This window comes from Paenibacillus sp. MAHUQ-45 (assembly GCF_058133325.1).
Window position 1 is genome coordinate 297319 of sequence record NZ_JBYUPV010000005.1, and the last position, 26427, is coordinate 323745.

The 26427-nt window shown below is 50.9% G+C and carries 29 protein-coding genes; 21 read left to right on the forward strand and 8 right to left on the reverse strand.

Annotation, left to right across the window (positions count from 1 at the left end; all coding sequences use genetic code 11):
- Positions 1 to 41: 41 nt before the first annotated feature.
- Together AC3Y23_RS13985 and AC3Y23_RS13990 are read left to right on the forward strand one after the other, a co-directional pair.
- Positions 42 to 3533 carry a PAS domain S-box protein gene (locus AC3Y23_RS13985; RefSeq protein WP_379199839.1) on the forward strand — a complete coding sequence of 1164 codons (3492 nt, stop codon included), beginning with the start codon at positions 42 to 44 and terminating at the stop codon, positions 3531 to 3533.
- Between the two features lie 136 nt (positions 3534 to 3669).
- Positions 3670 to 4065, forward strand: a complete 396-nt coding sequence (locus tag AC3Y23_RS13990; RefSeq protein ID WP_379199997.1) for a NusG domain II-containing protein — start codon at positions 3670 to 3672, stop codon at positions 4063 to 4065.
- Here AC3Y23_RS13990 and AC3Y23_RS13995 read toward each other — a convergent pair.
- Genes AC3Y23_RS13995 through AC3Y23_RS14005 form a run of 3 tightly spaced genes read right to left on the reverse strand, consistent with a single transcriptional unit; the run spans position 4058 to position 6964 of the window.
- Entirely contained in the window at positions 4058 to 4933 is an 876-nt protein-coding gene (locus AC3Y23_RS13995) for a TIGR03943 family putative permease subunit (protein ID WP_379199842.1), read from the reverse strand. The two genes, AC3Y23_RS13990 and AC3Y23_RS13995, sit on opposite strands and share 8 nt — an antisense overlap.
- A 16-nt stretch (positions 4934 to 4949) precedes the next feature.
- Entirely contained in the window at positions 4950 to 5939 is a 990-nt protein-coding gene (locus AC3Y23_RS14000; RefSeq protein WP_379199844.1) for a permease, read from the reverse strand.
- Complete coding sequence (locus AC3Y23_RS14005; protein WP_379199846.1) at positions 5936 to 6964, reverse strand: CobW family GTP-binding protein; 1029 nt, start codon at positions 6962 to 6964, stop codon at positions 5936 to 5938. Before AC3Y23_RS14005 ends, AC3Y23_RS14000 begins: the two co-directional genes overlap by 4 nt.
- A gap of 194 nt (positions 6965 to 7158) precedes the next feature.
- Between AC3Y23_RS14005 and rpmG the strand changes: the two genes are divergently transcribed.
- On the forward strand, positions 7159 to 7308 hold the full coding sequence (gene rpmG / locus AC3Y23_RS14010; RefSeq protein ID WP_083205233.1) for a 50S ribosomal protein L33: 150 nt from the start codon (positions 7159 to 7161) through the stop codon (positions 7306 to 7308).
- A 51-nt stretch (positions 7309 to 7359) separates the two neighbouring features.
- Positions 7360 to 8568 carry a GTP-binding protein gene (locus AC3Y23_RS14015; RefSeq protein WP_379199849.1) on the forward strand — a complete coding sequence of 403 codons (1209 nt, stop codon included), beginning with the start codon at positions 7360 to 7362 and terminating at the stop codon, positions 8566 to 8568.
- A 137-nt stretch (positions 8569 to 8705) separates the two neighbouring features.
- On the opposite strand, the gene AC3Y23_RS14020 is transcribed toward AC3Y23_RS14015, so the two are convergent.
- The gene (locus AC3Y23_RS14020) at positions 8706 to 8921 is read right to left on the reverse strand and encodes a hypothetical protein (RefSeq protein WP_379199851.1); all 216 of its coding nucleotides are present in this window, start codon (positions 8919 to 8921) and stop codon (positions 8706 to 8708) included.
- A gap of 735 nt (positions 8922 to 9656) precedes the next feature.
- Between AC3Y23_RS14020 and AC3Y23_RS14025 the strand changes: the two genes are divergently transcribed.
- From AC3Y23_RS14025 to AC3Y23_RS14045, 5 genes are all read left to right on the forward strand, one after another.
- Positions 9657 to 10364, forward strand: a complete 708-nt coding sequence (locus AC3Y23_RS14025; RefSeq protein ID WP_379199853.1) for a metal ABC transporter ATP-binding protein — start codon at positions 9657 to 9659, stop codon at positions 10362 to 10364.
- Positions 10310 to 11134 (forward strand): metal ABC transporter permease, encoded by an 825-nt coding sequence (locus AC3Y23_RS14030; RefSeq protein WP_379200000.1) that lies wholly within the window; start codon positions 10310 to 10312, stop codon positions 11132 to 11134. The genes AC3Y23_RS14025 and AC3Y23_RS14030 overlap by 55 nt, the downstream gene beginning before the upstream one ends.
- 42 nt (positions 11135 to 11176) lie before the next feature.
- Positions 11177 to 12244, forward strand: a complete 1068-nt coding sequence (locus tag AC3Y23_RS14035; protein ID WP_379199855.1) for a metal ABC transporter substrate-binding protein — start codon at positions 11177 to 11179, stop codon at positions 12242 to 12244.
- A 35-nt stretch (positions 12245 to 12279) separates the two neighbouring features.
- Positions 12280 to 12549, forward strand: coding sequence for a 30S ribosomal protein S14 (rpsN, locus tag AC3Y23_RS14040; protein WP_379199857.1), 270 nt, complete (start codon positions 12280 to 12282; stop codon positions 12547 to 12549).
- A 150-nt stretch (positions 12550 to 12699) separates the two neighbouring features.
- The gene (locus tag AC3Y23_RS14045; RefSeq protein ID WP_379199859.1) at positions 12700 to 12897 is read left to right on the forward strand and encodes a hypothetical protein; all 198 of its coding nucleotides are present in this window, start codon (positions 12700 to 12702) and stop codon (positions 12895 to 12897) included.
- A 91-nt stretch (positions 12898 to 12988) separates the two neighbouring features.
- Here the strand turns inward: AC3Y23_RS14045 and AC3Y23_RS14050 are convergent, their stop codons facing one another.
- A complete protein-coding gene (locus tag AC3Y23_RS14050) occupies positions 12989 to 13792 on the reverse strand; it encodes an MBL fold metallo-hydrolase (protein WP_379199861.1) in 804 nt (267 codons plus the stop codon).
- Positions 13793 to 13964: 172 nt separating this feature from the next.
- Positions 13965 to 14549 carry a helix-turn-helix domain-containing protein gene (locus AC3Y23_RS14055; RefSeq protein WP_379199863.1) on the reverse strand — a complete coding sequence of 195 codons (585 nt, stop codon included), beginning with the start codon at positions 14547 to 14549 and terminating at the stop codon, positions 13965 to 13967.
- Between the two features lie 372 nt (positions 14550 to 14921).
- Between AC3Y23_RS14055 and AC3Y23_RS14060 the strand changes: the two genes are divergently transcribed.
- The 10 genes from AC3Y23_RS14060 (at position 14922) to AC3Y23_RS14105 (ending at position 21774) form a co-directional block, all read left to right on the forward strand.
- Complete coding sequence (locus AC3Y23_RS14060; protein ID WP_066371957.1) at positions 14922 to 15209, forward strand: Dabb family protein; 288 nt, start codon at positions 14922 to 14924, stop codon at positions 15207 to 15209.
- A gap of 314 nt (positions 15210 to 15523) precedes the next feature.
- A complete protein-coding gene (locus tag AC3Y23_RS14065; RefSeq protein WP_379199866.1) occupies positions 15524 to 15964 on the forward strand; it encodes a DUF86 domain-containing protein in 441 nt (146 codons plus the stop codon).
- Between the two features lie 187 nt (positions 15965 to 16151).
- Entirely contained in the window at positions 16152 to 16577 is a 426-nt protein-coding gene (locus tag AC3Y23_RS14070) for a hypothetical protein (protein WP_379199868.1), read from the forward strand.
- Positions 16578 to 16636: 59 nt separating this feature from the next.
- On the forward strand, positions 16637 to 17254 hold the full coding sequence (locus tag AC3Y23_RS14075) for a YtxH domain-containing protein (protein WP_379199870.1): 618 nt from the start codon (positions 16637 to 16639) through the stop codon (positions 17252 to 17254).
- A gap of 252 nt (positions 17255 to 17506) precedes the next feature.
- Complete coding sequence (gene racE, locus AC3Y23_RS14080) at positions 17507 to 18313, forward strand: glutamate racemase (RefSeq protein WP_379199872.1); 807 nt, start codon at positions 17507 to 17509, stop codon at positions 18311 to 18313.
- Between the two features lie 269 nt (positions 18314 to 18582).
- Positions 18583 to 19797: a M14 family zinc carboxypeptidase gene (locus AC3Y23_RS14085; RefSeq protein ID WP_379200002.1), complete on the forward strand. Its 1215-nt coding sequence runs from the start codon at positions 18583 to 18585 to the stop codon at positions 19795 to 19797.
- A 109-nt stretch (positions 19798 to 19906) separates the two neighbouring features.
- Positions 19907 to 20158 carry a hypothetical protein gene (locus tag AC3Y23_RS14090; protein WP_379199874.1) on the forward strand — a complete coding sequence of 84 codons (252 nt, stop codon included), beginning with the start codon at positions 19907 to 19909 and terminating at the stop codon, positions 20156 to 20158.
- 127 nt (positions 20159 to 20285) lie between these two features.
- Positions 20286 to 20588, forward strand: a complete 303-nt coding sequence (locus AC3Y23_RS14095; protein WP_379199876.1) for a HesB/IscA family protein — start codon at positions 20286 to 20288, stop codon at positions 20586 to 20588.
- A 41-nt stretch (positions 20589 to 20629) separates the two neighbouring features.
- Positions 20630 to 20869 (forward strand): YuzB family protein, encoded by a 240-nt coding sequence (locus AC3Y23_RS14100; RefSeq protein WP_066371926.1) that lies wholly within the window; start codon positions 20630 to 20632, stop codon positions 20867 to 20869.
- Positions 20870 to 20949: 80 nt separating this feature from the next.
- Complete coding sequence (locus tag AC3Y23_RS14105; RefSeq protein WP_379199878.1) at positions 20950 to 21774, forward strand: aldo/keto reductase; 825 nt, start codon at positions 20950 to 20952, stop codon at positions 21772 to 21774.
- Positions 21775 to 21927: 153 nt separating this feature from the next.
- Here AC3Y23_RS14105 and AC3Y23_RS14110 read toward each other — a convergent pair whose 3' ends face one another.
- Positions 21928 to 23067 carry a THUMP domain-containing class I SAM-dependent RNA methyltransferase gene (locus AC3Y23_RS14110; protein WP_379199880.1) on the reverse strand — a complete coding sequence of 380 codons (1140 nt, stop codon included), beginning with the start codon at positions 23065 to 23067 and terminating at the stop codon, positions 21928 to 21930.
- Positions 23068 to 23233: 166 nt separating this feature from the next.
- On the opposite strand from AC3Y23_RS14110, the gene AC3Y23_RS14115 reads away from it, so the two are divergent.
- Positions 23234 to 23866 carry an O-methyltransferase gene (locus tag AC3Y23_RS14115; RefSeq protein WP_379199882.1) on the forward strand — a complete coding sequence of 211 codons (633 nt, stop codon included), beginning with the start codon at positions 23234 to 23236 and terminating at the stop codon, positions 23864 to 23866.
- 20 nt (positions 23867 to 23886) lie between these two features.
- Here AC3Y23_RS14115 and AC3Y23_RS14120 read toward each other — a convergent pair whose 3' ends face one another.
- Positions 23887 to 25107, reverse strand: a complete 1221-nt coding sequence (locus tag AC3Y23_RS14120) for an MFS transporter (protein WP_379199884.1) — start codon at positions 25105 to 25107, stop codon at positions 23887 to 23889.
- Between the two features lie 225 nt (positions 25108 to 25332).
- Between AC3Y23_RS14120 and hemE the strand changes: the two genes are divergently transcribed.
- Positions 25333 to 26385, forward strand: a complete 1053-nt coding sequence (gene hemE / locus AC3Y23_RS14125) for a uroporphyrinogen decarboxylase (RefSeq protein WP_379199886.1) — start codon at positions 25333 to 25335, stop codon at positions 26383 to 26385.
- The last annotated feature ends 42 nt before the right edge of the window (positions 26386 to 26427 follow it).

Sequence of the window (26427 nt, forward strand, 5' to 3'; positions counted from 1 at the left end):
ATTACGTTTGTCGTCCCCATTCTTTAGAGGAGGCTCCACCAGTGCATGACTTTATTTTTAAGCAATTGTATATGCAGTCTTCCAGCGGCATCGCGGTAGTCTCTGTGAAAGAGGGGACTCTTTTGCATTCCAATCCTGCGCTTTGCGAAATGCTGGGATACATAGAAGAAGAACTTTTAAATAGACATTATTCCAATTTGGTATATAAAGACGATTGTGATATCACAGAACTGGATCATCTGGTGAATCGTCTTCTTCAAGGGTCCGGATCTGCGGTTGATCTGGAGGTGCGTCTGTTACGCAGTGATGACTCGATCATCTGGGCCTCGCTCCATGTGTTCCTGATTCACGGAGAATCCGGAGAGGGTCCGCTGTATCTGGTCGCCGAGATGACGGATATTACAGAGCGTAAGCATGCGGAGAAACGCAATCTGGAGAATCAGCAATTGTACAATCTTATAACCCTTAATACACCGGACATGATCTCTTATGGTGAGCCGGACGGTACGCTATATTATGTGTCACCTTCGGTGAAGCATTTGCTCGGCTATTCGCCGCAGGAAATGCTGGGGAACAAGAGAATCGATTATTATCACCCCCAGGATGTCCGTGAGATGATGGAAGAAGACAGGGTGTATGGAGATAATGAGGTGTTTGTTCGCAGAGCCAGGCATAAGGATGGCCGATATCTGTGGATCGAAAGTACCTTTCAGGTCATGCGCAATGAAGAGGGTGAGGTTGAGAAGGTACTCGCCATCGCCCGTGATATCACAGAGCGCAAGAAATATGAGGATATGCTGGCCACGGCCCAGTGCCTGGCGGGCATGGGTTCCTGGGAATGGGATGTTGTGAACAGCACCCTGACCGTCTCGAAGGAGCTGCGTTATATTTTTGGCTTCAGGGAGGACTACGGCAATCATTCGCTTTGTGACCATAAACAGATTATTTCCTGTATCAAGCCAGAGGACCTCACGAAGGTACTGGGCTTGCTTAGAAAGACAGTGAAGGACGGAACTGGCGGCGAGTCGATTTTCCAGATCATGACGAATGAAGGGGAAGTCAAATTTATTGAATCTCACTGGCAGGTCACACAAGATGAAGATGGCAAGGCGCTCCAGATCAGTGGAGTGGTGCAGGATGTGACGGAGCATCGCCGCATGGAAGCGCAACTGCGAGAGAGTGAACGGAATTACCGTCTGATTTCGGAGAATTCTCTGGACTTTATTACCCGCTATGCTGCGGATGAACACGTAACCTACTTGTATGCATCCCCGATCTGTCAGGCTATGCTGGGCTACACCCCTGAGGAAATGGTCGGGACTCCCGGCATAGCCTACATTCATCCTGAGGACGCGGATCGGGTACAAGCTTATCTACATAGATGCATGAACGGCGAGAAGCTGGAGCCAGTAGTGTTCCGCTTTCGCCGTAAAGACGGGTCTTATATCTGGACAGAAACGACCTTCCGTTATATCTACTCTGATGACGGAGAGGTATCCGAGCTTGTCGGCGTGACCCGCGATATTGCCGAACGGAAGCAGTATGAAATGAAGCTTCTGGAAAGTGAAAACCGCTATAAATCCCTGTTCGAATACAATCCGTCGGCAATCAGCGCCATGGATCTGCAGGGCAGAACCCTCTCTGTCAACTCAAGCCTGCTGCATCTTACGGGGTACTCTCATGACAATCTGTTGTTGTCCGAGTTCACCGAAGTGGTCGATGAGGATGAATTGGACAATGTTCTTCTGCGCTTCGAGCTGGCTTCGGGCGGAGAGGCGCAGACCTTCGAGAGCCGTCTCATTCACCGGGATGGGCATGTGGTCGAAGTGAGTGTTATCTACGTGCCGATTATGGTCAGTGGTACAGTGGCGGGTGTATTCGCTATCACCAGCGATATTACGGAACGTAAGCGTCACCTGGAGCAGATCGAGAAGCTGAGCTACGAACATGCGCTGATTCTAAACTCCGTCTCTGAAGGGATCTTCGGCGTGAATCTGGCTGGCGAGACGATGTTCATTAATCCGGCCGCTGCGGGAATGCTCGGATATGAGCCGGGAGAATGGTCGGCCAGTAATCATTTATTGACCATTCAGCAGACCTGGCTGGACGGCGAGCCGTATTCCGGCAGCCAGAAGACGCTGATTCAGGCCTTGTCGGAGAACGTTACATACGAAGAGCGGGAAGGTGTGTTCTGGCGGCAGGACGGTTCCAGCTTCCTGGTGAAATACCGCCTGACTCCACTCTTTGACAACGGAGAGCGCAAGGGAGCGGTTGTCGTCTTCCGTGATATCACGGAAGAGAAAGAGATCGTACGTGCGAAGGAATCCGCTGAAGAGGCGGACCGGGCTAAATCGGAGTTTCTGGCCATTATGAGCCATGAGCTACGGACCCCGATGAATGGCATTATCGGCATGGCCGACTTGCTCACAGGAACAGAACTTAATGAGGAGCAAAGCTATTACACGCATATTATTAATAAAAGCGGTGAGGCCCTGCTGCATATTCTGAATGAGGTTCTCGATTTCAGCAAAATTGAAGCCGGGATGATGACCTTAGAACCGCGACCGCTGGAGCTTGCCCAGGTGATCCAAAATGTAAATGAAGTGTTCTATCCCAAAGTGAAAGAGAAGGGGCTGCTTCTGACAAGTGCACTTGATCCAGCGCTGCCGCCGGTGGTTGTCACCGATGAAGCGCGTTTGCGGCAGATTCTCGTCAACTTGGTGGGGAATGCAGTGAAATTTACGGAGGAAGGGGATATCCGCATCTCCGTGAAGCTTCACGAGCGGCTAGAGTCCGGACAAGTTGTCCTCAAGTTCTCCGTAGAGGATACAGGGATCGGCATTCCGCCGGGGAGTCAGGGACTTCTCTTCCAATCCTTCTCCCAACTACATCCTTCTATCAATCGGAAGTATGGTGGAACGGGTCTGGGACTTGCGATCAGCAAGAAACTGGCTGAGTTGCTGGGTGGTGGAATCGGTGCAGTGAGTCGGGAAGGCGAAGGCTCCGAGTTCTACTTCACGGTACAAGTCACCTTGCCGGGAGAAGAATGGCAGCCGGAGTCTCATAGTAACAGCCTGACTGAACAATCCCGGCATGCTAAGCCCGCTATCTTGGGAGGCGAACTGGCTGGGAACAACTACGGAGGCAAATACGGGCCGATGTCGATTCTGGTCGCTGAGGATCATCCGGTGAACCGCCAGCTGCTGCTGGCTTACCTGAAGAAGCGGGGGTACGCAGCGGATGTGGCCCAGAACGGCGCGGAAGCAGTGGAAGCGGTGCTTTCTCGCTCCTATGATCTGGTGTTCATGGATATTCAGATGCCCGTGATGGATGGAATAGAGGCCACAGGGATTATCCGCGAGCAACTGGGGCTTAGCCCGGTGATTGTTGCCGCAACCGCTTTTGCTCGAAAAGAAGACAAGGAAATGTGCATGAGAGCAGGCATGCAGGATTTCATCTCGAAGCCACTTCACGTTAAGGAATTAGACCGTGTGCTGCGTGACTGGTCGGCCCGGATTCGCAGTGGCGCTTAAAGAGTAGTAGAGTTGAGGGGTGCAGAATGTTTGCGTGTTGACAAATCTCAATCCACTAACTATATTTAATTTGTTCGTAATCATTACGTATTTTAAATTTTAAATAGGCCAGTGAGAGGGATCAACATTGCAAAAGATGAAGCGCGGCGATTTTATAATCATTCTGCTGGTGCTGCTTGCAGCTGGCTCCATCTATGGAGTCAAATGGTTCAATAGCTTGAATGATCATTACAAGCAAGGGGATCTGATGGCCCTGATTACAGTGGACGGCAAGGAATACAAGACCGTACCGCTGACCAAAGAAGAACAGATTATCGATATCAAAACCCAATTTGGACACAACACGCTCAAGGTGTTCGATTATGGAATTCAGATGATTTATTCAGACGCACCGCTGCGGATTGCGCTGGAAATGGGCTTCATCTCCAGGCCCAAGCAGCAGATTATCTGCATACCGGCCCGGATTATGGTTGAGGTCTTTAACCCGAACAAGTCCGTAGGCGATGAAGATGAGCTGGATGCTATTATCTAATGCTCTTGCCAGCGGCTTGTAGTTTTGCCCACTCTGCTACAGAGTCGGGACTGGTATAGATATAGGGTGTCGAGGGCCGCGGGATAGGTGTGATGGACACCGCGGTGATTTGCACAATATCCTTGCCTTTGTACTTCCCAACATGAAGCTTGCCCCGGACCTCTACCCAGGTGTCTGCGGGCAGGCTTTTTTGCGTACCGGGGTTCACCATAATCCCAAACGGTGTGGCATCGGCGGTGCAGCACTGCACCAGAAAGCGGCTCAAGGCAAACGGGCCTTTCGTAATCGTGGTGTTCTCGCGGTAGACAAAACCGGATACGACAATATCTTTGCCTTCAAAATTCTGCTTGTATCGGTCTATTGCACCGAAAGTTTCAGAGAAAATAGCCGGATATACCGGAATTACAGGCTGACTGTACAACAGCTTCGCTAACTGGGCGAACTCTGCTTCAAAAGGGTCGTTGCTGTCAAATTGAACCTCGCGATCCGGTTCCTTTATGTTATACGTAAGCTCAATCCCCTTCACAGATGCAGCCAGACTTCCCAGTGGCCTATCGGACAGCAGGAAGCCAAACAGCAACGGGAGAAGAAACAATCCGTACAGAAATATGCTTCTGATGCCCCACCGAGGAAGACGATGGTCGCAGTCGCACAAGGCAGCCCCTCTGCCGAACAGCGCTTGTACCGCCAGGCTGAGCGCCATCAAGACCAAGGGGATGGGGCAGAGTTTGATCCAGCGTGCCAGCTTGGGCGCCACATAATAATGCAGGGCATCCTGCTGTACCAAATGACCAATATAAAGGGCAAAGGCCAGTAGAAGCACTGCCCTGAGCAGATAATGGAGCCGAATGTTCCGGGCTTCATTCAAAGTCCTTCCCTCCTAACTACAACCATCCTGACATCCATACTGCGCCGATAAACACTGTTGAGAAGATGAGGAAGAACAGGAATAAGGCAAAGCGAGTTTTGAATAGCGATAGCAGCATCATAGCGTTTTTAAAATCAAGCATAGGACCCAGCACCATAAAAGCCAGCAAGGAACCTGCCGGAAAAGAATGCAGAAAGGTCGAGGCTACAAAGGCATCCGAGGTGGAGCAAAGGGAGAGCAGGAAGGCTAGTCCCATCATGAAGAAATAAGATCCCAGTGGTCGTCCGCCGATGGCGGCCAGACTGTCCTGTACCATGAAGGTCTGGATACCAGCTGTCAACAAACAGCCGATAATCAAATATTTTCCCATTTCAAAAAATTCGTCGGAGGTGTGTACGAATACGGCAGCCATTTTGCCGCCACGCGCACTTTCATGATGATCCACCCCATTCTCCTGCCGGACGGACAGACGGAGGGGGGACTTTGCATTGGTGAAATAAACGATCAGGCCGATGATAAAAGACACTGCGAAGGCCAGGCCCATGCGGGCATAAGCCAGCTCCGGATGGGTACGGAAGGCGGTAATTGTAGCCCCGTATACGACCGGATTCAGAATCGGACCGGAGAGAATGAAGACGATTGCTACATACACAGGCATGCCTTTATGCATCAGACGGCGCACCAGCGGAATCATACCGCATTCGCAGACCGGGAACAGCACGCCCAGCAGACAAGCGAAGAGAATGGCGGGTACAGGACTACGCGGGATCCAGCGCGAGATCATTTCGTCCGGCACGAACACCCGAAGCAGGGATGACAGCACAGCCCCGGCAAGCACAAATGGCAGTGCCTCCAGCAGAATGCCGATGAAGCTTGCTTTGAAATAATGGAGATATGCATTATCCAGCAGCTCCAGATGACCCGGCAGCCATACGATGCCAAGAATAAGCAGGAAGGCTGCGGGCAGGAGCAGCGGGAATATTTTTACCGGTGAAAAAGAGCTCAAGACCGGAACAAGGCGGACCAGCGTTCGGTCAGCAGACTTTCATTCAGATTCAGTCCGATGCAGACTACATAAGGCAGACCGGGATAACTGGAGGCTTCCCAAGTCGTCCGCATGCCAGCATATTGAACAAGCTGGACGGGCTCATCGTCCGACAGGATCACATGGCCTTTGGCGCGCAGCAGGCTGTCGCCGCATTCTCGAAAGAAGGCTTCGAACTGTTTTCTGGCCAGCTGGACTGGCGTACCTTGGGGATAAGTCAGTGTCAAAGCAGCGACCTGGGAATAGGAAGACTCCTGCGCAGTGTCATGTTCCTTCAATGCCGTTCCACCGGTGTCCGGAAGGACCCTGGTCATTGAAGCGCTTTTGAAGGTTTGGGGCGCGCGCTGCGGTGCCGGAGTGCGAGGCTCTCTAGGCGTGATACCGGCCAGCAGGGGCGCCAGATTGATTTTACTATAGTGAGTGTATACGATATCTGCCTCTGTGTTCTGTTTGCGTACCGCCTTCTCTATCTTCCATAACGTCTCCTGCTCTACGAGATCGCTTTTGTTCACGATAATAAGATCCGCTGCAACGATCTGTTGGCGAAGTGTGCGTACAAGCTGTCGGTCAGCGGACAGCCGGCTGTTGTATTCCAGCGTATTCTCTGCATCCAGCACCGTAGCGGTATAATGCAACGTAAGGCGGTCTCGCAGAGGTGTTTCCAGCAGCGTATGGGCGATTTCTTCCGGATTCGCTACACCGGTCAGTTCTATGAATATGGCATCCGGACGTCTTGCCAGCAGCAGTTGAAGAGATTCTCCAAGCTCCTCCTTGCGGCTGCAGCATATACATCCGTCCAGCAGCTTTTCTACAGTCATTCCGGTATGCTCCTGCAAAATATAACCATCCACATCCCGTTGCCCCAGTTCATTCATTACAATCCCTGGATTCAGACCCCTCTGTTTGCTCTCTTGCAGCAAGGACAATAATAGTGTGGTTTTGCCGCTTCCGAGAAAACCACTGAGTATGATTACCGGTATCTTCATTTTTCTCACTCCTGCCTCATTCTTTGTAACAAGAATCATAGATTCATATTTCCATCTCTATGTCATAGATGTACTGGAAAGACCACAAATCACAGACTTTAGAAATTTTGCGTTGTAGTTGTTGACATCTGGTGAATAAAGCGTGTATGATTTGTTAATCGTAATAATTACGATTTAAGAAAGGGATGAATGAGATGAGAGTCACCGTAACTTTGGCATGTACAGAAACTGGCGATCGCAATTACACCACAACCAAGAATAAGAAGAATCACCCGGAACGGCTGGAAATGAAAAAGTACAGTCCTCGTTTGAAAAGAGTAACGCTGCACCGTGAGACTCGATAAGACGGTTCATAGCACAACCTTAATTTTTGATCCCTGAAAGGAGCAACACCCATGACAAAAATTCCTGTGACTGTACTCAGCGGCTACCTGGGTTCAGGCAAAACGACACTGCTGAATCATATTCTCAACAACCGCGAAGGCTTGAAGGTCGCTGTTATCGTCAATGATATGAGCGAAGTCAATGTCGATGCTAATCTGGTGAAGTCGGGCGGGGCGCTGTCCCGCACGGAGGAGAAGCTGGTGGAAATGTCCAACGGCTGCATCTGCTGCACCCTGCGTGATGATCTGCTACGTGAAGTGGAGAAGCTGGCATTGGAAGGACGCTTTGATTATATTCTGATTGAATCCTCTGGGATCAGCGAGCCGGTGCCTGTTGCCCAGACCTTTACTTATGAAGATCCTGATCTCGATATTGACCTTACTACACTGGCCCGTCTGGATACCATGGTTACCGTGGTGGACGCCAACCGCTTCTGGCATGATTTTGCTTCCGGCGACAGTTTGCTGGACCGGGGAGAAACTGCTGGTGAAGGTGATGTCCGCGATATCGTGGATCTACTGATTGACCAGATTGAGACCTGTGATGTGCTGCTGCTGAACAAATGCGATCTGGTGGAGGAAAAAGAACTGAACAAGCTGGAAGCAGTACTTCGCAAGCTTCAGGCTACAGCCAAAATCATCCGTACCGTCAACGGTGCTGTTGATCCCAAGGAAATTCTCAACACGGGCCTGTTTGATTTTGAGAAAACAAGTCTGTCCTCCGGCTGGATTGCCGAGCTGAACAAGGAGGAGCATACGCCGGAGACCGAGGAATATGGCATTAACTCCTTCGTGTACCGGCGTAGAACGCCGTTCCATCCGCAGCGGCTCAGCTTCTTCTTCAGCAATTGGCCCGAAGAAATCGTGCGGGCCAAGGGCTTCGTGTGGCTGGCGGCCAAAGGCGATATTGCCGGCAGTCTGAGCCAGGCCGGCCCGTCGATTCAGTTCGGGCCGGCAGGATACTGGCTGGCATCGATGGCGAAGGAACAGCAAGTGGAGGTATTGGAGAGTGAGCCTGAGATTAAGGCCAAGTGGGATGAAGAATGGGGCGACCGGCTCAACGAGATTGTGTTCATCGGCGTTGGCGCAGATCGCTCGGAGATCGAAGCCCGGCTGGATCGCTGCCTGCTGACTGCTGAAGAAATGAAGCAGGACTGGACAACCTTCAATAACCCGCTGCCATGGCCAGCGGAGCAATTGCTTGCTGCGTCTGCGGAATAGCAGGAGCAAGGTCTTAATGAAACCGGAATCCGAATGGGAATTCCGGTTTTTTTCTGCTCAACGCAGGATCTATATTAAGTGAAATTAAGATTCAAATAGAAGAGCAGGCGTTATTCTTGTGGAGTCAGAGCTTAAGCTTAAAGTCGTAAATATTCTAAACCTAGCAACCCCAGTACCCCCAGTAACCCGAGTAACCCAGTAACCCCAACAACCCCAACAGCCCAGCGCCCGAGCAAGCCCAGCAAGCCCAGCAAGCCCAGCAAGCCCAGCAAGCCCAGTAACCTCAGCAAGCCCAGTAAGGCCAGTAAGCCCAGTAAGCCCAGCAAGCCCAGCAAGCCCAGCAAGCCCAGCAAGCCCAGTAACTCCAGTAACCTCAGTAACCTAGTAAGCCCAGTGCCCCAGTAGCCTCAGTAGTCCCAGTAACCCCAGTAAGCCTCAGCAAGCCGAGCAAGCCCAGTAACCTCAGTAACCTAGTAAGCCCAGTACCCCAGTAGCCTCAGTACCCTCAGTACCCTCAGTACCCCCAGTAACCTCAGCAATCCAGCAATCCATGAACCAACCAAATCCAGTACCCGTCTTCATCAGAATTAGAAATAACTCGACTCCCCAAACTAAGAGCATTTTTGCACCTTAATTTCCTAAAATATAGGTAAATGAAGGAAATAAGGGCATTTTTGCACCTTATTTTTGGAAAAATCACCCTGAAAGGCTGATTTTGAGAGATTTAAGGTACAAAAATGCCTCTAATTGGCTTTTCTACCTTTGGTTGCGGAAAATTAGGGTGCAAAAATGCCCTTAATTACATTTCGAAAAGCCATTGTCCCCTAAAATATCAACTTAATTGCGTTAATCCTCGCTTTCTACAACGTGTCTTTTTAAAACGTTCTATATAGCCAGAACCTCCCGAAAAGGGGAAAGATTAATCGTTGTTTTTACGATTAATTTTATTATAATGGTTTACAAATCGTAATTATTACGATAATATCATAAAAGTTAAACGTAATAATTACGATTATAAAAAATATTACGATTATTAAGATTCGATTTTTTTGATCGTAGAAGCGATTCAGAGGGGAAGTTGTCTTACCATGATTTTGTCATCTATGCAGAATGTTGTGTTCGGCTATGGGAATGAACCTGTGATAGATCATATTTCGCTGGATATCCATAGTGGAGAGTTCATTGGGATTACCGGGCCGAATGGTGCGGCCAAGACGACGCTGCTTAAACTAATGCTTGGTTTGCTTCGTCCGTGGAGCGGTACGGTTACGCTGAATAAAGAATGGGCTGGGAACGGGAGCTTGACTATCGGCTATGTTCCCCAGCAAGTAGCATCCTTCAATGCGGGGTTTCCGAGCAAGGTGATCGAACTGGTCCGCTCCGGCTGCTATCCAAGGCTGGGTCTGTTCCGGCGATTCACCGCTGAGCAGGAAGACATTGTGAAGCGCAGTCTGGAACAGGTAGACATGTGGGAGTATCGGAACCGCAGGATCGGCGAGCTGTCTGGTGGGCAAAAGCAGCGAATCTGTATTGCCCGCGCGCTGGCTCAGGAACCACAAGTTCTGGTGCTAGATGAACCAGCTACCGGTATGGACCTGGAGAGTCGCACGGGTCTGTATCAGCTCATGCGCCATTATGTCAGCAAGCATGGACGGACCGTAATCATGGTTACGCACGGCCTGGAAGAGACAAGCCCTTATCTGGACACTGTCATCAGCTTGGAACGAAAGGAGAATGAGGGCTGGAAATGCTTGGTTACGAATTCATGCAGCGCGCATTTTGGGCCGGAGGCCTGATAGGCATCATTGGCCCGCTGCTCGGTGTTTACCTGATGCTTCGTCGTCAAGTGCTGATGGCGGACACATTGTCACATGTCTCCCTCGCGGGAGTTGCTCTCGGCTCGGTGCTGCATCTCAATCCGGCGCTCAGCGGATTTGCCGTGGCTGTCATTGGCGGCCTTGTCATCGAGCAGCTCCGTCGTTCATACCGTACATACAGCGAGCTTCCGGTGGCCATTATTATGACCTCGGGTCTGGCGCTGGCAGTTGTACTGATGAGCCTGAAACAGAATCTGAGCAAGAGCTTTAGCTCTTACCTCTTCGGGTCCATCGTGGCCGTTAGCGACACTCAGCTGCGGATTATTGCGGTGGTGGCGGCTGTGGGTCTTGTATTCTTCATCGTGCTGCGCAGGCCGCTCTATAACCTGACCTTTGATGAAGAGACTGCGGCCATTGGCGGCGTGCATGTCGGATTGTTGTCCTTTTCCTTCGCTGTGCTGACTGGAATGACTGTTGCTGCAGCGATGCCGGTGGTTGGCGTTCTGCTGGTCTCCGCGTTGATTGTGCTTCCGGCTTCCATTGCTCTGCGAATTGCCTCCGGGTTCACCGCTGCGGTTCTAATCGCGATTGGCACAGGACTGGTCGGTGTTTTCAGCGGCCTGACGACTTCCTATTACATCAATACTCCGCCCGGCGGTACGATAGCTTTGATTTTACTGGTCTTTCTTCTAATTGCCATTGCTATACAGAAGCTGATCCGACGCCGGAATCGCAAGAAGCATTCATAGTTCATAACAATCTCTGTTCAAGAAAAGGAGTCTACCTTCATTATGAAATTAAATATCCGTCACTTAGCTGTTCTGTCCCTGTCCTCCATACTGATTGCCGCTGGTTGTGGTAACAACAATACATCAACTAACGCAGGAGCCTCTGCTAATACATCTGCCGCAGCTACTGCTGAAGCCCCTACAGCGACAGCGGCCCATAAGCTGGACATTAAGGTTAGCTTCTATCCGATGTATGAGTTTACGAAAAATATTACTGGCGACCTCGCAGATGTGGAAGCCCTCATCCCGCCAGGGATCGAGCCGCATGATTGGGAGCCAACGGCACAGGATATGGCCCGAATCACCAAGGCTGATGTGCTTGTCTATAACGGAGCCGGCATGGAGAGCTGGGTCGATCAAGTGCTGGACAGTGCCTCAGGCAGCAAGCTGGTCTCCGTCGAGGCCAGCAAGGGCCTTGATATTATGGAGGGAACTGAAGAGGAAGAACATGAGCATGGGGAGGATGAGCATGGTCATGACCATGGAGAAGGGGAGGAACATGACCATGGTCATGGAGAAGGCGAAGATCATCATCATGATCATGGCGGGCTAGATCCTCACGTCTGGCTTGCCCCGGCCTTAGCGGTCAAAGAGGTGCGGAACATTGAATCCGCGCTGGCGGCTGCTGCCCCAGAGCACGCGGAAGCATTTAAAGCCAATGCCGATGCCTACATTTCCAAGCTGGAAGCCTTGGATCAGGAGTTCAGGGAAGCTACCAAAGAAGTCAAGCGCAAGGACTTCATCACTCAGCATGCGGCCTTCGGTTATCTTGCCAAGGAATACGGTCTAACCCAGGTGCCGATTGCTGGACTGTCCCCGGAAGAGGAGCCTTCTGCAGCAAAAATGGCCGAAATCGTGAAATTTGCCAAAACGCATAACGTGAAGACGATCTTTTTTGAAACCTTAGTTTCCTCCAGTGTAGCAGATACCATTGCTAAAGAAATTGGAGCCAAGACTGCGGTGCTGAATCCGATTGAAGGCCTGACTGAAGAGGACCGCAGCAATAATCTTGATTATCTGGGCATCATGCGCCAGAACCTCGAAGCACTAAAAACAGCGCTGAACGAATAAGGAAGGCATACAATCATTGAAAGGGTGAGCATTACATGGCAAAAAAATCGAAAGTGGTTAAAGAGTTGAAGAGACAGGAAATGGTGGCTAAATACGCGGAGAAACGAAGAGAGCTGAAGGCCAAAGGTGACTATCTGGCCCTGCAAAAGCTGCCGCGCGATTCCTCTGCCACCCGCCTCAAGAACAGATGTGAGGTGTCCGGCAGACCGCGGGGTTATTTGAGCAAATTCAAAATTTCCCGGATTGTCTTCCGTGAACTGGCTTTGAAGGGGCAAATCCCCGGCATCACCAAATCAAGCTGGTAATTTCAGTTGATGCCACGGCAGTTAGGCTTATTTTATCAAAAATGGCGGCTCCCAAAAGGGAGTACGCCTTTTTTGTTATGGCTTGGAGAAAGCGTGAATTATATAATAGAAGAAACGTGTTTACCTGTCATATTTAGGAGGCGTTCCAGCTTGAGCTATACCGATACGTTCATCCGCGTTGCCGAAGGCTGTCCAGTGGAAATTTGCATTCTGCCCGTATCCTCCCGTCCGCTGCCAGCTATGCGCAAGAAACGTTCCCCGCAAGAACCTAAGGATACACTATTGCACGAACCTACGCACGAACCTAAGCGCGAACCTGCGCATGAGCATATCCAAGCACGAACATAGCGAACCTGATATCCTTCTAAGAAAATAAAAGCAGGGCAGCGATCGGCCACCTACATAGCGGTCAGATCCTGCCCTGTTATTTGTCATTCAACTATACGTACTTACCTTGCCCTGGCACGGCCAGTTCTTTGAAGAAACGGCACAGGTGAGCGATTTGGGAGGAGAGCTCCTTGCCATACATGGGCGCTCCATGTCCACTCAGCACGATCTGTGGGTCCAGTAGACCCAGCTGACGGACCGATTTCTCGGCCTCTTCCCAGTCTGTGGTGAAATAAGCAGGGGGACCGTGGACCTCCTGGTCCTGCTTGATCACGTGAAAGGCAGATTCCTGCTTGACGGTTAGAAAAGCATCCCCGGCAATCAGGACCTTGTCCTTATCCCGGAACAGGGAGATATGTCCCGGACTATGGCCGGGACTGTGTACCCATCTCCATTCGTTAGCACCGGGAATGCTGCCATCCACCGGCAGTGGAACCACCCGGGTTCCAAGGTCAATGCCGCGGTAAGGATACAGCGGTGCCGCCATGGACATCAGGCCACCCCCGACGGCGGGATCAGCAGGGGGGTAGTCCTCTTTTCCCGTCAGATATGGAAGCTCTAGGTGATGTGCATAAACCGGGACATCCCATCTTTCGAGCAGCTCCTTGAGGCCCCCGACATGATCGAAATGCCCATGCGTCAAAATAATGGCACGAGGAGGCCTGCCGAAGCGTTCCATGGCGGTATTGTGGACACTCCCGGCATACATGCCGAGGCCTGTGTCCACCAGCATCCAGTCCGCTGACTTCAGTTCTATAAAAGCAATATTCACAAATAATGTACGGAGTCCAACAACCCCGGGAGCTACTTCCCAAAGCTCCGTGTGCCCGGAAGCTAGCATACCGCTAAAATTCATAGTGCGCCTCCTGATTCTTTTTTCGAGTTAGAGCAAGTAGCCTTTGTCTTAGCATTGCCCTAATGTATCCAAAATAAAGAGGGAGCGGCAAAAAAACCTTTCATTGTTCATGCAGGGCATGACAAGAAAGGTCCTGTGTTGATCGTTGTCCTCGCCTATGTAATCTGGCTGCTTATTCCGGTTCACAATCGGCGAATAAAATATTTCGGGGAATTCGGAAGAATGCTTCCGCCTTCTCCTGCAGGGCCGGGCTGGGCAGATGACTGAAATGCAGCCATTTGCGGAACGTTCCGGGATGGACACCGATCCAGATGCTGACATCTGTGACGGAAAGATCATAGACCATGCACAGCCCGGTCAGAATCGTGTTGCTGGAGGGGGAGTGAGACGACGTTCGTTTCATGTACCGGGAAGGTGTTGGCTGGCAGAGAATCGGACTTTGCCGCAGCAGAGCTTCATTGAACAAGACATGAGGTGGATATCCAAGAAGACGACAGACCTTCTCTAAGTTTTTCCGGGAAGGAATACGGCCTTCGTACACCCAGGCGCTGACGCTGCGCGAGGAAACAGGGAGTTCTTCGGCAAGACGTGACAACTTTATGTCTTTAGCCATCAGGATGGCGAGCAGGACCCGGTTGCGAATCTGGCTGCGCTGTGGACGACGGAATCTTTTCACTCGAACGCCTTGTCCAAGATATTTGCGGTTGATCAGAGACCACGCCTGGATATTATGAGAGTCTGGTTGATTATTAGGCATACTTCCTCCGATGTTTAAGATAGCTCCGAAACGCTTTAATTACCTTGAAATACCACGATGTCGGAGGCTATAAGAGTAGTAAAATGCAATTGATTGAATGATATAAGTCTAGCTGTTTAATAGGCCATGCATTGCTATTGCTCCACTTAATACTGCTTATGGGGTGAACCACAGTGACTCAGTTTCTGGGGAGCTTTTTTGGCCTTCTATGACTTTAACATTTCAAATATGGTTTCGTCTAGATGAAATGAGGTCATGGAACTTTTTGACTTGAACACTCTTTTTCGTGACCTCATTGCTTTCGGAACTACGGGTCTTATGATATATTTTTAATATTCAACGAACAATTAATAGAGACAGGGAGCGAATAGAATGATAAAGCATATTGTGTTTTTTAAATTGAAAGACCGGTCGGCAGAAAGTGTGGAGGCAACGGCGGTCGTACTGCGGAACATGGAAGGAAAGATCCCACAGCTGCTTTCAATTGAGGTCGGCACCGATATCATTCATTCAGAACGTTCCTTTGATTTGGCTCTTGTAACCACTGTGGCTTCTCTGGAGGATTTGCAGGCTTATCAAGTTCATCCGGCGCACAAAGAGGTTATTGCCCATATCAATGAAGTTAAAGAACTGTCCATAGCTGTAGATTACGAGCTGTAAGATTACCGGGTCTGTGAGTGTAACGTATACTACAATATACCGGAAAGCGGTGAAGGCATGCGTGAGCTGGAATATCCGATGGAAGCGTTAACTTATCTGGTTGTATTTCTTGCGGCCTGCTTTATTATGTTCTTCTGGCTGAAGCGCCGCGGCCGGCGAAGCAAGTAGAATACTTGGGCGTAAGGTCTTTGGAAAGACTCCGAAAGGAGTTTTTCTTTTAAATTATTTCTCGCTGAAACGGATACCGTCCTTTAGAGGACGGTAAAGCCGTTTCTGTTTGATTCTGTAACTATAACCGATTTGGAGGGCTTGCTGTGTATTATGTCAACCGACAACAAATCGAAACTATTCTGGGGCAGATTCCCGATATAAATTTCGGCCTGCGGACGGCCGCGGATTCCTGGGACGGAGGAACATTGATTGGTCTTGTACAGGAGCGCTGTCTTCACCTGGCCATCGAGGTCGTCACGGATGTTGGAAGCTGCCTGATTGACGGATTCATCATGCGCGACGCAGGAAGCTATGAAGATATTATTTCCATTATCCACGAGGAGAAGGTCTTCAGTGAAGACGGGTTGTTTGATACGCTGATTCAGTTGGTCGGGCTGCGTAAACCGTTGGTTCAGGACTATTTCGTATGGGATCGCAGTGTACTGCACCCGTTAACGCAAGAGCTACCTGGGGCGCTTGAACGATTTGCAGCAGAGGTTCACCAGTATTTGGATCAGGAACTGGGGGCCAACGTGTTGAAATAATGAGGGAACAGCCAACCTCGGAAGTATATGTCTAGGTCGTCGCTGCTATCGCTGTTGGATGGCGTCAAGGTAGTCAAGACAGGTATTGTAAAAAAAGTTGCGCCAGTCAGTCACAGGACGAACTCCCTCTGCTTATGATAAAGCAGAAATAGGCACTTGCCCGGTAGGGCGGGGAGGAGGAGAAGCCATGGACGGCTGGCTGGCTGCGGTCTTGGTGACCGGGATGAGTGTTCTGGTCACTGCTACCTTGCTGTTGACCGTATCTGTCATGAAGACCTTGGCTGCGCTGAGTGAGATGGTGACCCGCCTGGGGCAGGTCGGTACCTCGCTTGCCGCCGATACTGCAGAGACTCTGCAGCGGACGGCGGCCGCAGCGGAGACCGCCGAAGCAAGACTAAGGGAAATGGAGCCGCTTGCGTCGGGGCTGGCTTGCGTTGGAGAATCCTTGAGCGAGGCTGGAGGACAATTGAAGACGCTGAGCCGCAAGACAGCAGCTTCTGTGAATCATGCGCTGGAGCGAGCCAGGGAGCGTAATGAGCCTGGAATGGATCATGCTCTGCGCGCCCTGGATGCCGGGCTGACCCTCTGGACAGCCTGGAACAAGCGCAAATAGCCTGGATATGTCTTGTTCGGAACCGGAGTACATCTTAAAGTAGAAGGAGAGATTACAAGATGAAAAAAGATTCGAAAAACTTGTTGTGGGGTATTGTTGCGGGAAGCGTCATCGGTTCGGTAACCGCTCTGCTCTTTGCTCCTAAGCCTGGGAAAGAGCTGCGGAAGGATATTGCCGACGGCGCATCGGCTACATTGGAGAAGAGCAAAGAACTGGCTGCACAGGTAGGTGATAAAAGTACAGAACTGTACGGAAAAGCCAAAGATGCAGTAGGTAATGTGGTACACGAGGTGCGGGAATGGAGTAAACAATATACCGAAGCCGATGAACAGGAGAAGCCTGCAGTTAGCGAAAGTATTACTGTTGCTCAGGATACTGAAGAAACTGCGGAGGCGGCCGGTATTGTAGATGCTGTAGACGCAATAATTACTGAAGAAGCAGTAGAAGCAGTAGAAGCAGTAGAAGCAGTAGAAGCAGTAGAAGCAGTAGAAGCAGTAGAAGCAGTAGAAGCAGTAGAAGCAGTAGAAGTTGAAGAGGCTGTGATCACGGCTGTTGTAGTCGATGAAGTTGCCGTAGCTGCAGAGACTGAAAGTGTTGTTGCGGAGGTTGAAGCTATCTCCAACGACGGCAGTGAGTCTGCCGTTACCAATGAAACCGGGAGCAATGAGACGGTGTAAATAAAGAACTTCTTTACCCGTAAATGATCTGAAATCATAAGGGTGATATCATTGAGTAGAGCCGGTTTCCGCAGGGGGCGGAGAGCGGCTTTTCTATGACATAAGAATGCAGGAATGCTCATCAGCTTTAACAAACTGCCTTGAACTACGGCCTGAAATGGAGTAATATCTGCAATTGGGGTAACAGATAGGTACCTTTTGTTTTCGCCTTACATAAGCTACACAAAACAAGTAGAAGGAAGCGGTGTGTTCGTGCAGCAAGCTATTGCAATATTGGATTCAGGTGTGGGAGGATTGACGGTTGCCAAGGAAGTGATGAGACAGCTCCCAAGGGAGAAAATCATTTATTTCGGAGACACTGCCAGAGCCCCGTACGGACCCCGTTCGACCGAGCAAGTGAAGTTGTTCACCGAGCAAATCGTAGATTATTTGATTCAGTTCAATCCTAAAATGATCGTCATCGCCTGCAACACGGCCACGGCGGCGGCACTTGATTATATCTCGGCCAAAGTTAACATTCCAGTGATCGGTGTTATTCACCCGGGTGCCCGGGCAGCGATCAGTGTCACCAAGAGCGGTCAGGTCGGTGTAATCGGTACCGTTGGAACGATCGGAAGCGGAGCGTATACAGCTGCGTTGCAGCAGTTGTCTCCGTATGTCCAGGTAGTCAGTCAGGCATGTCCGACTCTTGTCCCGCTTGTGGAGCAGGGAATGTTCCGTTCGGATGAAAGTCAGGAAGTTGTAGGCCAGGCATTGGAAGGCATCAGGCACAGCAATATTGATACTTTGATTCTAGGCTGCACTCATTATCCTTTTTTAGTGGAACCTATCGGAAAAACGATGGGAGCAGGCGTCAAGCTGATCAGCTCAGCGGACGAGACGGCCCGGGAAGTAAGCACCATTTTATATGACAAAGGCAAGCTGGCCAGCGGAGACGAGAGTCCTATTCACCAATTTTTTTGCAGCGGGGATGCAGAGATGTTTCAGAAAATCGCCCGTGACTGGCTTGGAGAGCAGATCAAGCGAACACCCGTCGTATGGCAGGTGTCCACGCTGTAGTTATGTTTGCCGCAGCTTGGAACAAGGACAACCTTCAGGATTCCTGAATCGGTCGACAACTAAAAACGGGTATCGCCTTCTTGGGCGATGCCCGTTTTTTTCATACCATGTATCTAAAGCGGCTGCACGAAGTTTCCCAGTGTCCTCATGTGGGACAGCTGGAGCTGCATACAATAGAGCAGAGGGCTGTGTCCCGCTGCTATCCGGGTCACGCCCGGGTGAACGTCTATCAGCGGGCAACGGCAAATCATGCCGAGAGGATGAGGCATATGCAGCAATACATTGCACGCAGGGGAGATACCGTAAGCCGAATTGCCGCCATGCATGGACTAACGCCGAAGCATGTCATTCAAGGTAACCCATGGGCATCCAGACAGCCGTACCTGTATCCCGGACAGATTCTGTTCCTCCCCTCCGCGCCCCGCAGAAGATATGCGGTACAGGAAGAGGATCATGAGCAGAAAATATCGGCTTTGTTCGGAGTCAGTCCGGAGGCGCTGGAGCAACTGAATCCCGGCTTCCTGTCTGGACGCTGTTGTATTCCCGGCAAGGTGCTAGTGATTCCTCCACCGGAGCCGCAGCGCATTGTCTATCTACGCGGAGAATATGGCCCGGCCGAGGTAAAGGTCGATATCGACCGACTGGTGGAGCGTTATCCTTTCATCGTACAGGAAACGATCGGTAACAGTGTGCTGGGCAAGCCGTTACAGCTGCTCCGGTTGGGAGAAGGGCCGCGCCAGTTGCATGTTAATGCGGCACTGCATGCCAATGAATGGCTGACCACACCCTGCCTGATGGCGTTTCTGGAGGAATATGCGGCCGCTTATGCGGAAGGTAGGCAGTGGAATGGCCACTCTCCCGCCCAGTGGTTCAAAGATTGGACGATATGGGTGGTTCCTCTGGCAAATCCGGATGGGGTAGAATTGGTTCAAGAGGGAGTCATGCCAGGTCATCCCTATTATGATCAGCTGATGGAATGGAATGGCGGACGGCGCAGCTTCCGCCACTGGAAGGCCAACATCCGGGGAGTGGACCTGGGCGACCAGTTCCCGGCTCACTGGGAAGAGGAGGCGCAGCGTCGGGGCACCGTGGGCCCGGCGCCACGTGACTATGGTGGGAGCGCCCCGCTCAGTGAGCCTGAAGCTGCGGCGCTGGCAGCAGTGGCAGAGGAGGTGCCGGGACATGCGGCGGTATCACTGCACAGCCAGGGGGCGGAGATCTACTGGAACTACCGGGGCTATGAGCCACCGGAAAGTAAGGCCCTGGCAGCTAAGCTGGCTGCAGCCAGCGGCTATCGGGCCGTGCATCTGACAGGCAGCGATGCTGGCTACAAGGACTGGTTCATCCAGCGATTCCGCCGGCCGGGCTTTACGGTGGAACTGGGCATCGGCAAGAATCCGCTGCCGCTCGGCGATTTTGAGGATATGGCCCTGGAGACCGGGCTGATTCTGGGCAGCATTTTATCAGATGTGAAGTCATTCTGAAACATTTTCAGCAATATTGAGTAATATATGCTATAGGGTATGGCCGCTGTTCAAACTACCTGCGGCTGTATCCTTTTTATATGGGATTTGGATAACGGGAGGGCATCTGATGAAATGGAGAAGATGGTTTTCGCTTAAGATATGGTACCAGATTTTCCGTGCTTCCTGGCGATACATTGTATCATCTCAGGTCACCTTGGGGGACAAGCTGTTATTTACGATTCCGGTCCTGTTGTATTGGGTGCTACCAGATGTTATGCCATTTGTGCCTATCGATGATATCGGGGTAACGATGTTGCTGGCAGGCTGGTTCGTATCTAGAATGGATCGCAAATATCCTGAGCTACGCAACAGAAGATGAGTGTTCAGATGATTTCAGCATCCGGAAGACGTGTCTATTTTGTCAATATGGTTGCTTTTAGCAGCTTAGTTCCTTTAAAATAGATTATTGAGTATTTAAACTATAGATGCTGGGAGATGGATTGCAGATGAACGTCAAAATTACCCGCAATGCGGCTAAAGTCATAAAGAAGCAGATGGAACTTGAAGGCAACAGCGAACTGAAGCTGCGCGTTGCGATTACGCATGCCCATGGCGACCATGCACACTACGGTCTGGATTTGGACACGCCTAAAGAGAATGATGTTGTAGTTTCTACAGACAAGGAAATCGACGTAGTTCTGGAAGCGGGCCAGCCGCTGCTTGACGGCGTTAAGATTGACTATCTGTACTTCCCGGAAGAAGGCTTTGTCATCACTAATCCGTCTAAAGGAAATCATGGCGATCACTAAGAATTCGCCCCGGATTTTCGGACATAAAGAAGGGTTGCTCCATGGCTAACGATATACGAGTATGCGATAAATGCAATTTCACCAGTCTCAAGAGCATTGTGCCGAAGCTGCAGAAAATGGCACCAGACGCCGAGATAAAGATTGGCTGCAAGTCCTACTGTGGACCTTGTGGCAAACGGGCATTTGTCTTTATTAACGGACGCTATATTAGCGCTCCCACAGAGGATGAAGTGCTGAAGAAAGTAGAATCTTTCGTCAAGCGGCCCGTTGCCCAGCAATAATAATATGCCGCACATCTGGCCGCCGCTGCATTTTGCAGGGGCGGTTTTTGTGAAAATATAACAGTGAGGTGAAGATCGGCATGAAGCATATTACCGATACAACGATATTGAACAATGGGATAGCGATGCCCTGGTTTGGACTGGGCACTTACAAAGCTGAGGGAGATGCGGTTGCCAAGTCGGTGGCGGCAGCGCTGGAGCTAGGCTATCGAAGCATTGATACTGCAGCGATCTATGGGAATGAGGAAGAAGTCGGAGGAGCCATTGCGTCAAGCGGCGTATCGCGCGACAGCCTATTCGTTACGACAAAGGTATGGAACACCGATCAGGGATATGATACTACACTGAAAGCTTTTGATTTGAGCAGTCGTAAGCTGGGACTGGAAGTCATTGATCTCTATCTCGTCCACTGGCCTGGTCAGGATAAATACAAGGATACATGGCGGGCGCTGGAACGGCTCTACGAGGAAGGCCGGGTACGGGCTATCGGAGTGAGCAATTTTCAGATTCACCATCTGCAGGAATTGATGAAAGAGAGCTCTATTGTGCCTGCTGTTAACCAGGTGGAACTGCATCCTCGTTTCTTACAAAAGGAACTGCATGATTTCTGCAAGCTACATGGGATACAGATCGAAGCCTGGGCGCCACTCATGAAAGGCAGACTTCAGGACAATGAGCTGCTTGCAGAGATTGCAGCAAGACATGGGAAAACAGTGCCACAGGTAATTTTGCGCTGGGGCCTACAGAATGAAATCATCATTATTCCCAAGTCGGTCACGGTTTCCAGAATAAAGGAAAATAGTGAGATCTTCGATTTTGAATTATCTCGGGAAGATTTGAACGCGATTAGCGGGTTGGATGCCGGCGAGCGGATCGGTACGAACCCAGATAAGCTTTTTTTCTAGATTCAAGATAAACCAGCATAAACAAACAGCCTTAATACGTGTGATGCACACGCCTTTAAGGCTGTTTTGTTGCAGTGCGGAGAATGCAAAGCAATGAGCAGTACAATTAAAAAGGACACCCTCCCTGGCGGGAGAATGTCCGTAGCTGCTTAATTACTGCGGCTTGCGCGGCGGCAGTGGACCTAGATATTGATAATATTGACACTCGATGCGGCCGTTATAGAGCTTGCGGCGTTTATCGGCTTTGCGGCCGTAATACTGCTCGAATTCTTTGTAAGGGCTGATGGCGAAGAAGGACCAGGTTGGCAGATAGATCATCATCTCGCCGAATTGGCGGGTCAGCTTCTCTACTTCCTTGTCGCTGCTGATACGTTCCCCGTACGGCGGATTGGTGATAATACAGCCGTATTCACCCTCTGGTCTGACCTTGGCGGCAGCCTGAACGGTAAAGGTAATCTCACCGGACAGTCCGGCGCTCTTGGCAGCAGCTTCGGCAATTTCAATGGCTTCAGGATCAATATCGCTGCCGAATAGCTGTAGTGGGTAGTCATCACGCACAGCGTCGAAGGCTTCCTCGCGTGCTTCCTCCCAGAGTGCCTTCGGAATGACTGGCCAATGCTCGGAAGGGAAGGAGCGGCGTAGACCAGGGGCGATGTTCCAGGCGATCATCGCGGCTTCAATCAGAATGGTACCGGAACCGCAGCATGGATCGTATAGCGGACGGCTGCCGTTCCAGCGACTGAGCTGTAGCAGAGCCGCCGCCATCGTTTCCTTGATCGGGGCTTCGGTAGAATGTTTACGATAGCCGCGCTTATGTAGCGCCGGTCCTGTCGTATCCAGCGTGATTAAGGCGATATCATTCAACAGAATCACTTCAATGACATAACGAGGTCCGTTCTCCGGGAACCAGTCAGTCTCGTAAGACAGCTTCATCTTCTCGACAATCGCCTTCTTGACGATACCTTGGCAAGCAGGGACACTCGTCAGCTGTGATTTATGGGAACGGCCTTCCACAGGGAATTCACCGTGCTCGGGAATCCAGTCGGCCCAAGGCAGTGCCTTGACGCCTTCGAATAGCTCATCGAAGGTGGACGCCGGGAACTGACCCATTTTGACCAGAACACGGTCGGAGGTACGAAGCCACAAATTGCAGCGGCAGATGTCGATGTAATCCCCGCTGAACAGAACTCGTCCATTCTCGATGGTGGTCTCATAGCCCAGTTGGTTCAGTTCGCGCGCCACAACGGCCTCCAGGCCCATTGGTGCCGTAGCGATTAATTGTAATTTACTCAAAAAGGTCTCAACTCCATTTAACTTGTAGATAAATACATAAAGCCAGTACAATCAAGTATAGGGGAATGCGCGGCAGTTCACAATGACCGTCATTCCGTAAAAAATAATTAATGCACCTACCGCGCTCTTTTATGGAGATCGGCAGGTCGATCAAAGGAGATTATACATGCTTAATCAGGAAGAATACAGTGAACAGCTATATACAGAAGATCAATTGCTGCTAGATGTCAAAACAGCTATCGTTGCCGCCGGAATGCCGGAGGTTTCCATTGCTCCGGGTTATGGACGGCTGCTCGGCATGCTCGTCAGCCTCTCCCGGTCGTCGCGGATTCTCGAGATCGGCGCACTTGGCGGTTACAGCGGCATTTGCCTGTCCCGCGGGCTGGCGCCCGGCGGCAAGCTGACCTCGCTAGAATTGAAGCCCGAATACGCGGAACTGGCGCGTGGTCATCTGGAGCAGGCCGGCTTTGGGGCCGAGACTGTAGAGTACAGAGTAGGCCCGGCACTTGACAGCCTTAAGCAGTTGGAAGCAGAGGGCGCCAGCTTCGATTTCTTTTTCATTGATGCCGACAAGGAGAACTATCCGAACTATCTGGAATACGCCATCCGGCTGGCGAAGCCGGGAGCGATTATTGCCGGAGATAATATTTTTCTGCGCGGACGCACTTTGAATACGGAGAAGAATGGACCGGCTGTGCTAGCCATGCGTCGCTTCAATGAAATGATCGCCAGCGATGAGCGTCTGACCAGCACCTTGCTGCCAGCATACGACGGGCTGGCCTTGGCAGTCGTCAAGTAGTTAAGCAACCCAACGAGGTGCTAGCGGAACAGCCGAGGTGGAGTAGTCTTGAACAGTCTTAGACGTACCCACAACATATTAACCAGCAGCAGGCTGCCGGAAATAATGAATAGCCCTTCGATGCCGATATAACCAGCGAGGAAGCCGCCAATCATGGCGCCGAGCATATTGCCGAGAGCCAGGGTACTGCTGTTGAAGCCAAACGCCCGGCTTTCCTTGCCGTCCGGTGTATAGGCACGGATCAGAGCATTGACGCTGGGCAGCAAGCCACCCATGAACACACCCATCAGGAAGCGGACGATGATCAGCTGCCAGACAGAGGTTACAAAAGCTTGCGGAATCAGGAATACAGCTGCTCCGATTAGTGCGTAGGTCAGGATGCGGTGCGCCCCGACTTTGTCGCTTAGCTTGCCGAGAACGGGTGATGCCAGCATATTGGATACACCTGTGACGGCACTGACCATCCCGGCCCAGAAGGCGATATTCACAGCAGAGCCATGGAGCTTCTCTACATACAACGGCAACAGTGTCATGGGACTGATCATGGCAAATTGCAGCAGGAAGGTAATACCGAACAAAGCTGGTAATTGTGGGACCTTTGTAAGCTCCTTCAAGCCGGCCAGCACCGAAATCTGCGGTACATGCGCAGCTTCCTGTCGGTCGAACTTTTCTTTAACAAGAAAGAGCGCGAGCAAGGAAGCAATAAAGAGCAATGCGCCTACGACATAGAAAATCGGGCGGAATCCAATCCAGTCGGCGAGCAATCCGCCGATCAGCGGCCCCAGAATAGTACCTGCCACCGAACCAGACTGCATGAGGCCCATAGCAAAGCCCATGCGGTTCTTTGGCGTTGTGCCAGAGACGAGCGCGATGGAGGCGGGATTGAAGCCGGAAATCGTACCGTTCAACAGTCGCAGCAACAGAAGCTGCATTGGGGTCTGGGCAAAACCCATCAGCACGATGACAATCGCCATCCCGAAGCTGGAGCGCAGCAGCATGATTTTGCGCCCGTATTTGTCGGCCAGCTTACCCCACAGGGGCTGGAACAGAAACGAGGTCAGGAAATTGGCCGCAAAGATAAGGCCGGCCCAGATTCCGATATCATGCTCGCCCCGCACGCCAAGATCCTTGGCAAGGTACAGTGTAAGAAATGGAGTAATCATTGTCATCCCGGCGTTAACCAGGAATTGTCCAAACCAAAGCACCATGAGATTGACTTTCCAAGTCTCCCAATTCTTCAAAGTGCTTCACTTCCTTTCAGGGAAATCATAGATATAAAGTTCACGAAAAATTGACATTCTATCAGTATATCACATAATTCGACATCTTCGGTGCAACACTTGTCATAGTAATGTCATAGGATTGTCATTCTGCAGCGGGTGCGGCGGTTGTTACAACTCTGCAAAAAGGGCATAATAGTTAATATGTGAATTTTAGATTTTATTAAATCTTATGGAGATCTTATCATGACCTACAATGATACTTTTATCCGTGCCTGCAGGAAGCAGGAGACGGAACACGTTCCCGTTTGGTACATGCGGCAGGCCGGTCGGTATGATCCTGACTACCGTAAAATCAAGGAGAAATACTCCCTCTTGGAAATCTGCAGACAGCCGGAGCTGGCGGCAGAAGTGACTATGATGCCTGTGCAGAAGCTGGGCGTAGACGCGGCGATTTTATATTCGGATATTATGAATCCTGTGGCTTCTATCGGGGTGAACTTCGACATTGTCAAAAACATCGGGCCAGTGATCGAGAATCCGATCCGCAGCGCAGCGGATGTGGACAAGCTTAAGCCGATTGACATTGAGGGCGACTTGAGCCACATTTTGGAAACGATCTCTATTTTGGAGAAGGAACTGGATGTGCCGCTGATCACGTTTGCTGGTGCTCCCTTCACAATTGCTAGTTATCTAATTGAAGGCAGACCGTCCAAGAATTACATCCGTACAAAAGAACTGATGTACAGTGAGCCACTAGTATGGGAAAAGCTGATGAACAAGCTGGGCGATATGGTGATCGCTTATTTGCGCAGTCATGTCCGCAGCGGGGGCAAGGCGTTCCAATTGTTTGACAGTTGGGTGGGCTCCTTGGCGCCTCGGGATTTCGAGATCTATGTACTGCCGACGATCCAGCGCATTTTTGCCGAGCTGTCCGATCTGGATGTACCGAAAATTTATTTTCCAGGCGTGAGCTCAGGCGAATTGCTGCCGAGCCTTCAGGGACTTCAAGCCGATGTCATCGGCCTGGATTGGCGCGTAAGTCTGACCGAAGGACGACGCCGACTAGGCGGGAAGTTCGCGGTACAGGGTAACCTTGACCCTTACCTACTAACGGCGCCAATGGAACTGCTGAAGGAGCGGGCTAAAAACCTAATTGATGAAGGCGTGCTGGAGCCAGGATATGTATTCAACCTGGGCCACGGCTTATTCCCTGAGGCTTCACTGGACAAGCTAAGGGAATTAACGGAATACATTCACGAGTATTCGGCGGGTGTATTGGCGGAAGCTGGGAAGTAGCATTCCTGAGCAACTGGACCTAAAATTTACTAAAGGGGATGG

What these genes read in the sequence shown, in the direction of transcription:
- AC3Y23_RS14105 (WP_379199878.1), top strand. Translation starts at nt 20,950, where the DNA reads ATGAAGCATATTACCGATACAACGATATTGAACAATGGGATAGCGATG.
- AC3Y23_RS14100 (WP_066371926.1), top strand. Translation starts at nt 20,630, where the DNA reads ATGGCTAACGATATACGAGTATGCGATAAATGCAATTTCACCAGTCTC.
- hemE (WP_379199886.1), top strand. Translation starts at nt 25,333, where the DNA reads ATGACCTACAATGATACTTTTATCCGTGCCTGCAGGAAGCAGGAGACG.
- AC3Y23_RS14025 (WP_379199853.1), top strand. Translation starts at nt 9,657, where the DNA reads ATGATTTTGTCATCTATGCAGAATGTTGTGTTCGGCTATGGGAATGAA.
- AC3Y23_RS14060 (WP_066371957.1), top strand. Translation starts at nt 14,922, where the DNA reads ATGATAAAGCATATTGTGTTTTTTAAATTGAAAGACCGGTCGGCAGAA.
- AC3Y23_RS14070 (WP_379199868.1), top strand. Translation starts at nt 16,152, where the DNA reads ATGGACGGCTGGCTGGCTGCGGTCTTGGTGACCGGGATGAGTGTTCTG.
- AC3Y23_RS13990 (WP_379199997.1), top strand. Translation starts at nt 3,670, where the DNA reads ATGAAGCGCGGCGATTTTATAATCATTCTGCTGGTGCTGCTTGCAGCT.
- AC3Y23_RS14055 (WP_379199863.1), bottom strand. Translation starts at nt 14,549, where the DNA reads ATGCCTAATAATCAACCAGACTCTCATAATATCCAGGCGTGGTCTCTG.
- rpmG (WP_083205233.1), top strand. Translation starts at nt 7,159, where the DNA reads ATGAGAGTCACCGTAACTTTGGCATGTACAGAAACTGGCGATCGCAAT.
- rpsN (WP_379199857.1), top strand. Translation starts at nt 12,280, where the DNA reads ATGGCAAAAAAATCGAAAGTGGTTAAAGAGTTGAAGAGACAGGAAATG.
- AC3Y23_RS14050 (WP_379199861.1), bottom strand. Translation starts at nt 13,792, where the DNA reads ATGAATTTTAGCGGTATGCTAGCTTCCGGGCACACGGAGCTTTGGGAA.
- AC3Y23_RS14005 (WP_379199846.1), bottom strand. Translation starts at nt 6,964, where the DNA reads ATGAAGATACCGGTAATCATACTCAGTGGTTTTCTCGGAAGCGGCAAA.
- AC3Y23_RS14035 (WP_379199855.1), top strand. Translation starts at nt 11,177, where the DNA reads ATGAAATTAAATATCCGTCACTTAGCTGTTCTGTCCCTGTCCTCCATA.
- AC3Y23_RS14095 (WP_379199876.1), top strand. Translation starts at nt 20,286, where the DNA reads ATGAACGTCAAAATTACCCGCAATGCGGCTAAAGTCATAAAGAAGCAG.
- AC3Y23_RS14075 (WP_379199870.1), top strand. Translation starts at nt 16,637, where the DNA reads ATGAAAAAAGATTCGAAAAACTTGTTGTGGGGTATTGTTGCGGGAAGC.
- AC3Y23_RS14090 (WP_379199874.1), top strand. Translation starts at nt 19,907, where the DNA reads ATGAAATGGAGAAGATGGTTTTCGCTTAAGATATGGTACCAGATTTTC.
- AC3Y23_RS14115 (WP_379199882.1), top strand. Translation starts at nt 23,234, where the DNA reads ATGCTTAATCAGGAAGAATACAGTGAACAGCTATATACAGAAGATCAA.
- AC3Y23_RS14015 (WP_379199849.1), top strand. Translation starts at nt 7,360, where the DNA reads ATGACAAAAATTCCTGTGACTGTACTCAGCGGCTACCTGGGTTCAGGC.
- AC3Y23_RS14085 (WP_379200002.1), top strand. Translation starts at nt 18,583, where the DNA reads ATGCAGCAATACATTGCACGCAGGGGAGATACCGTAAGCCGAATTGCC.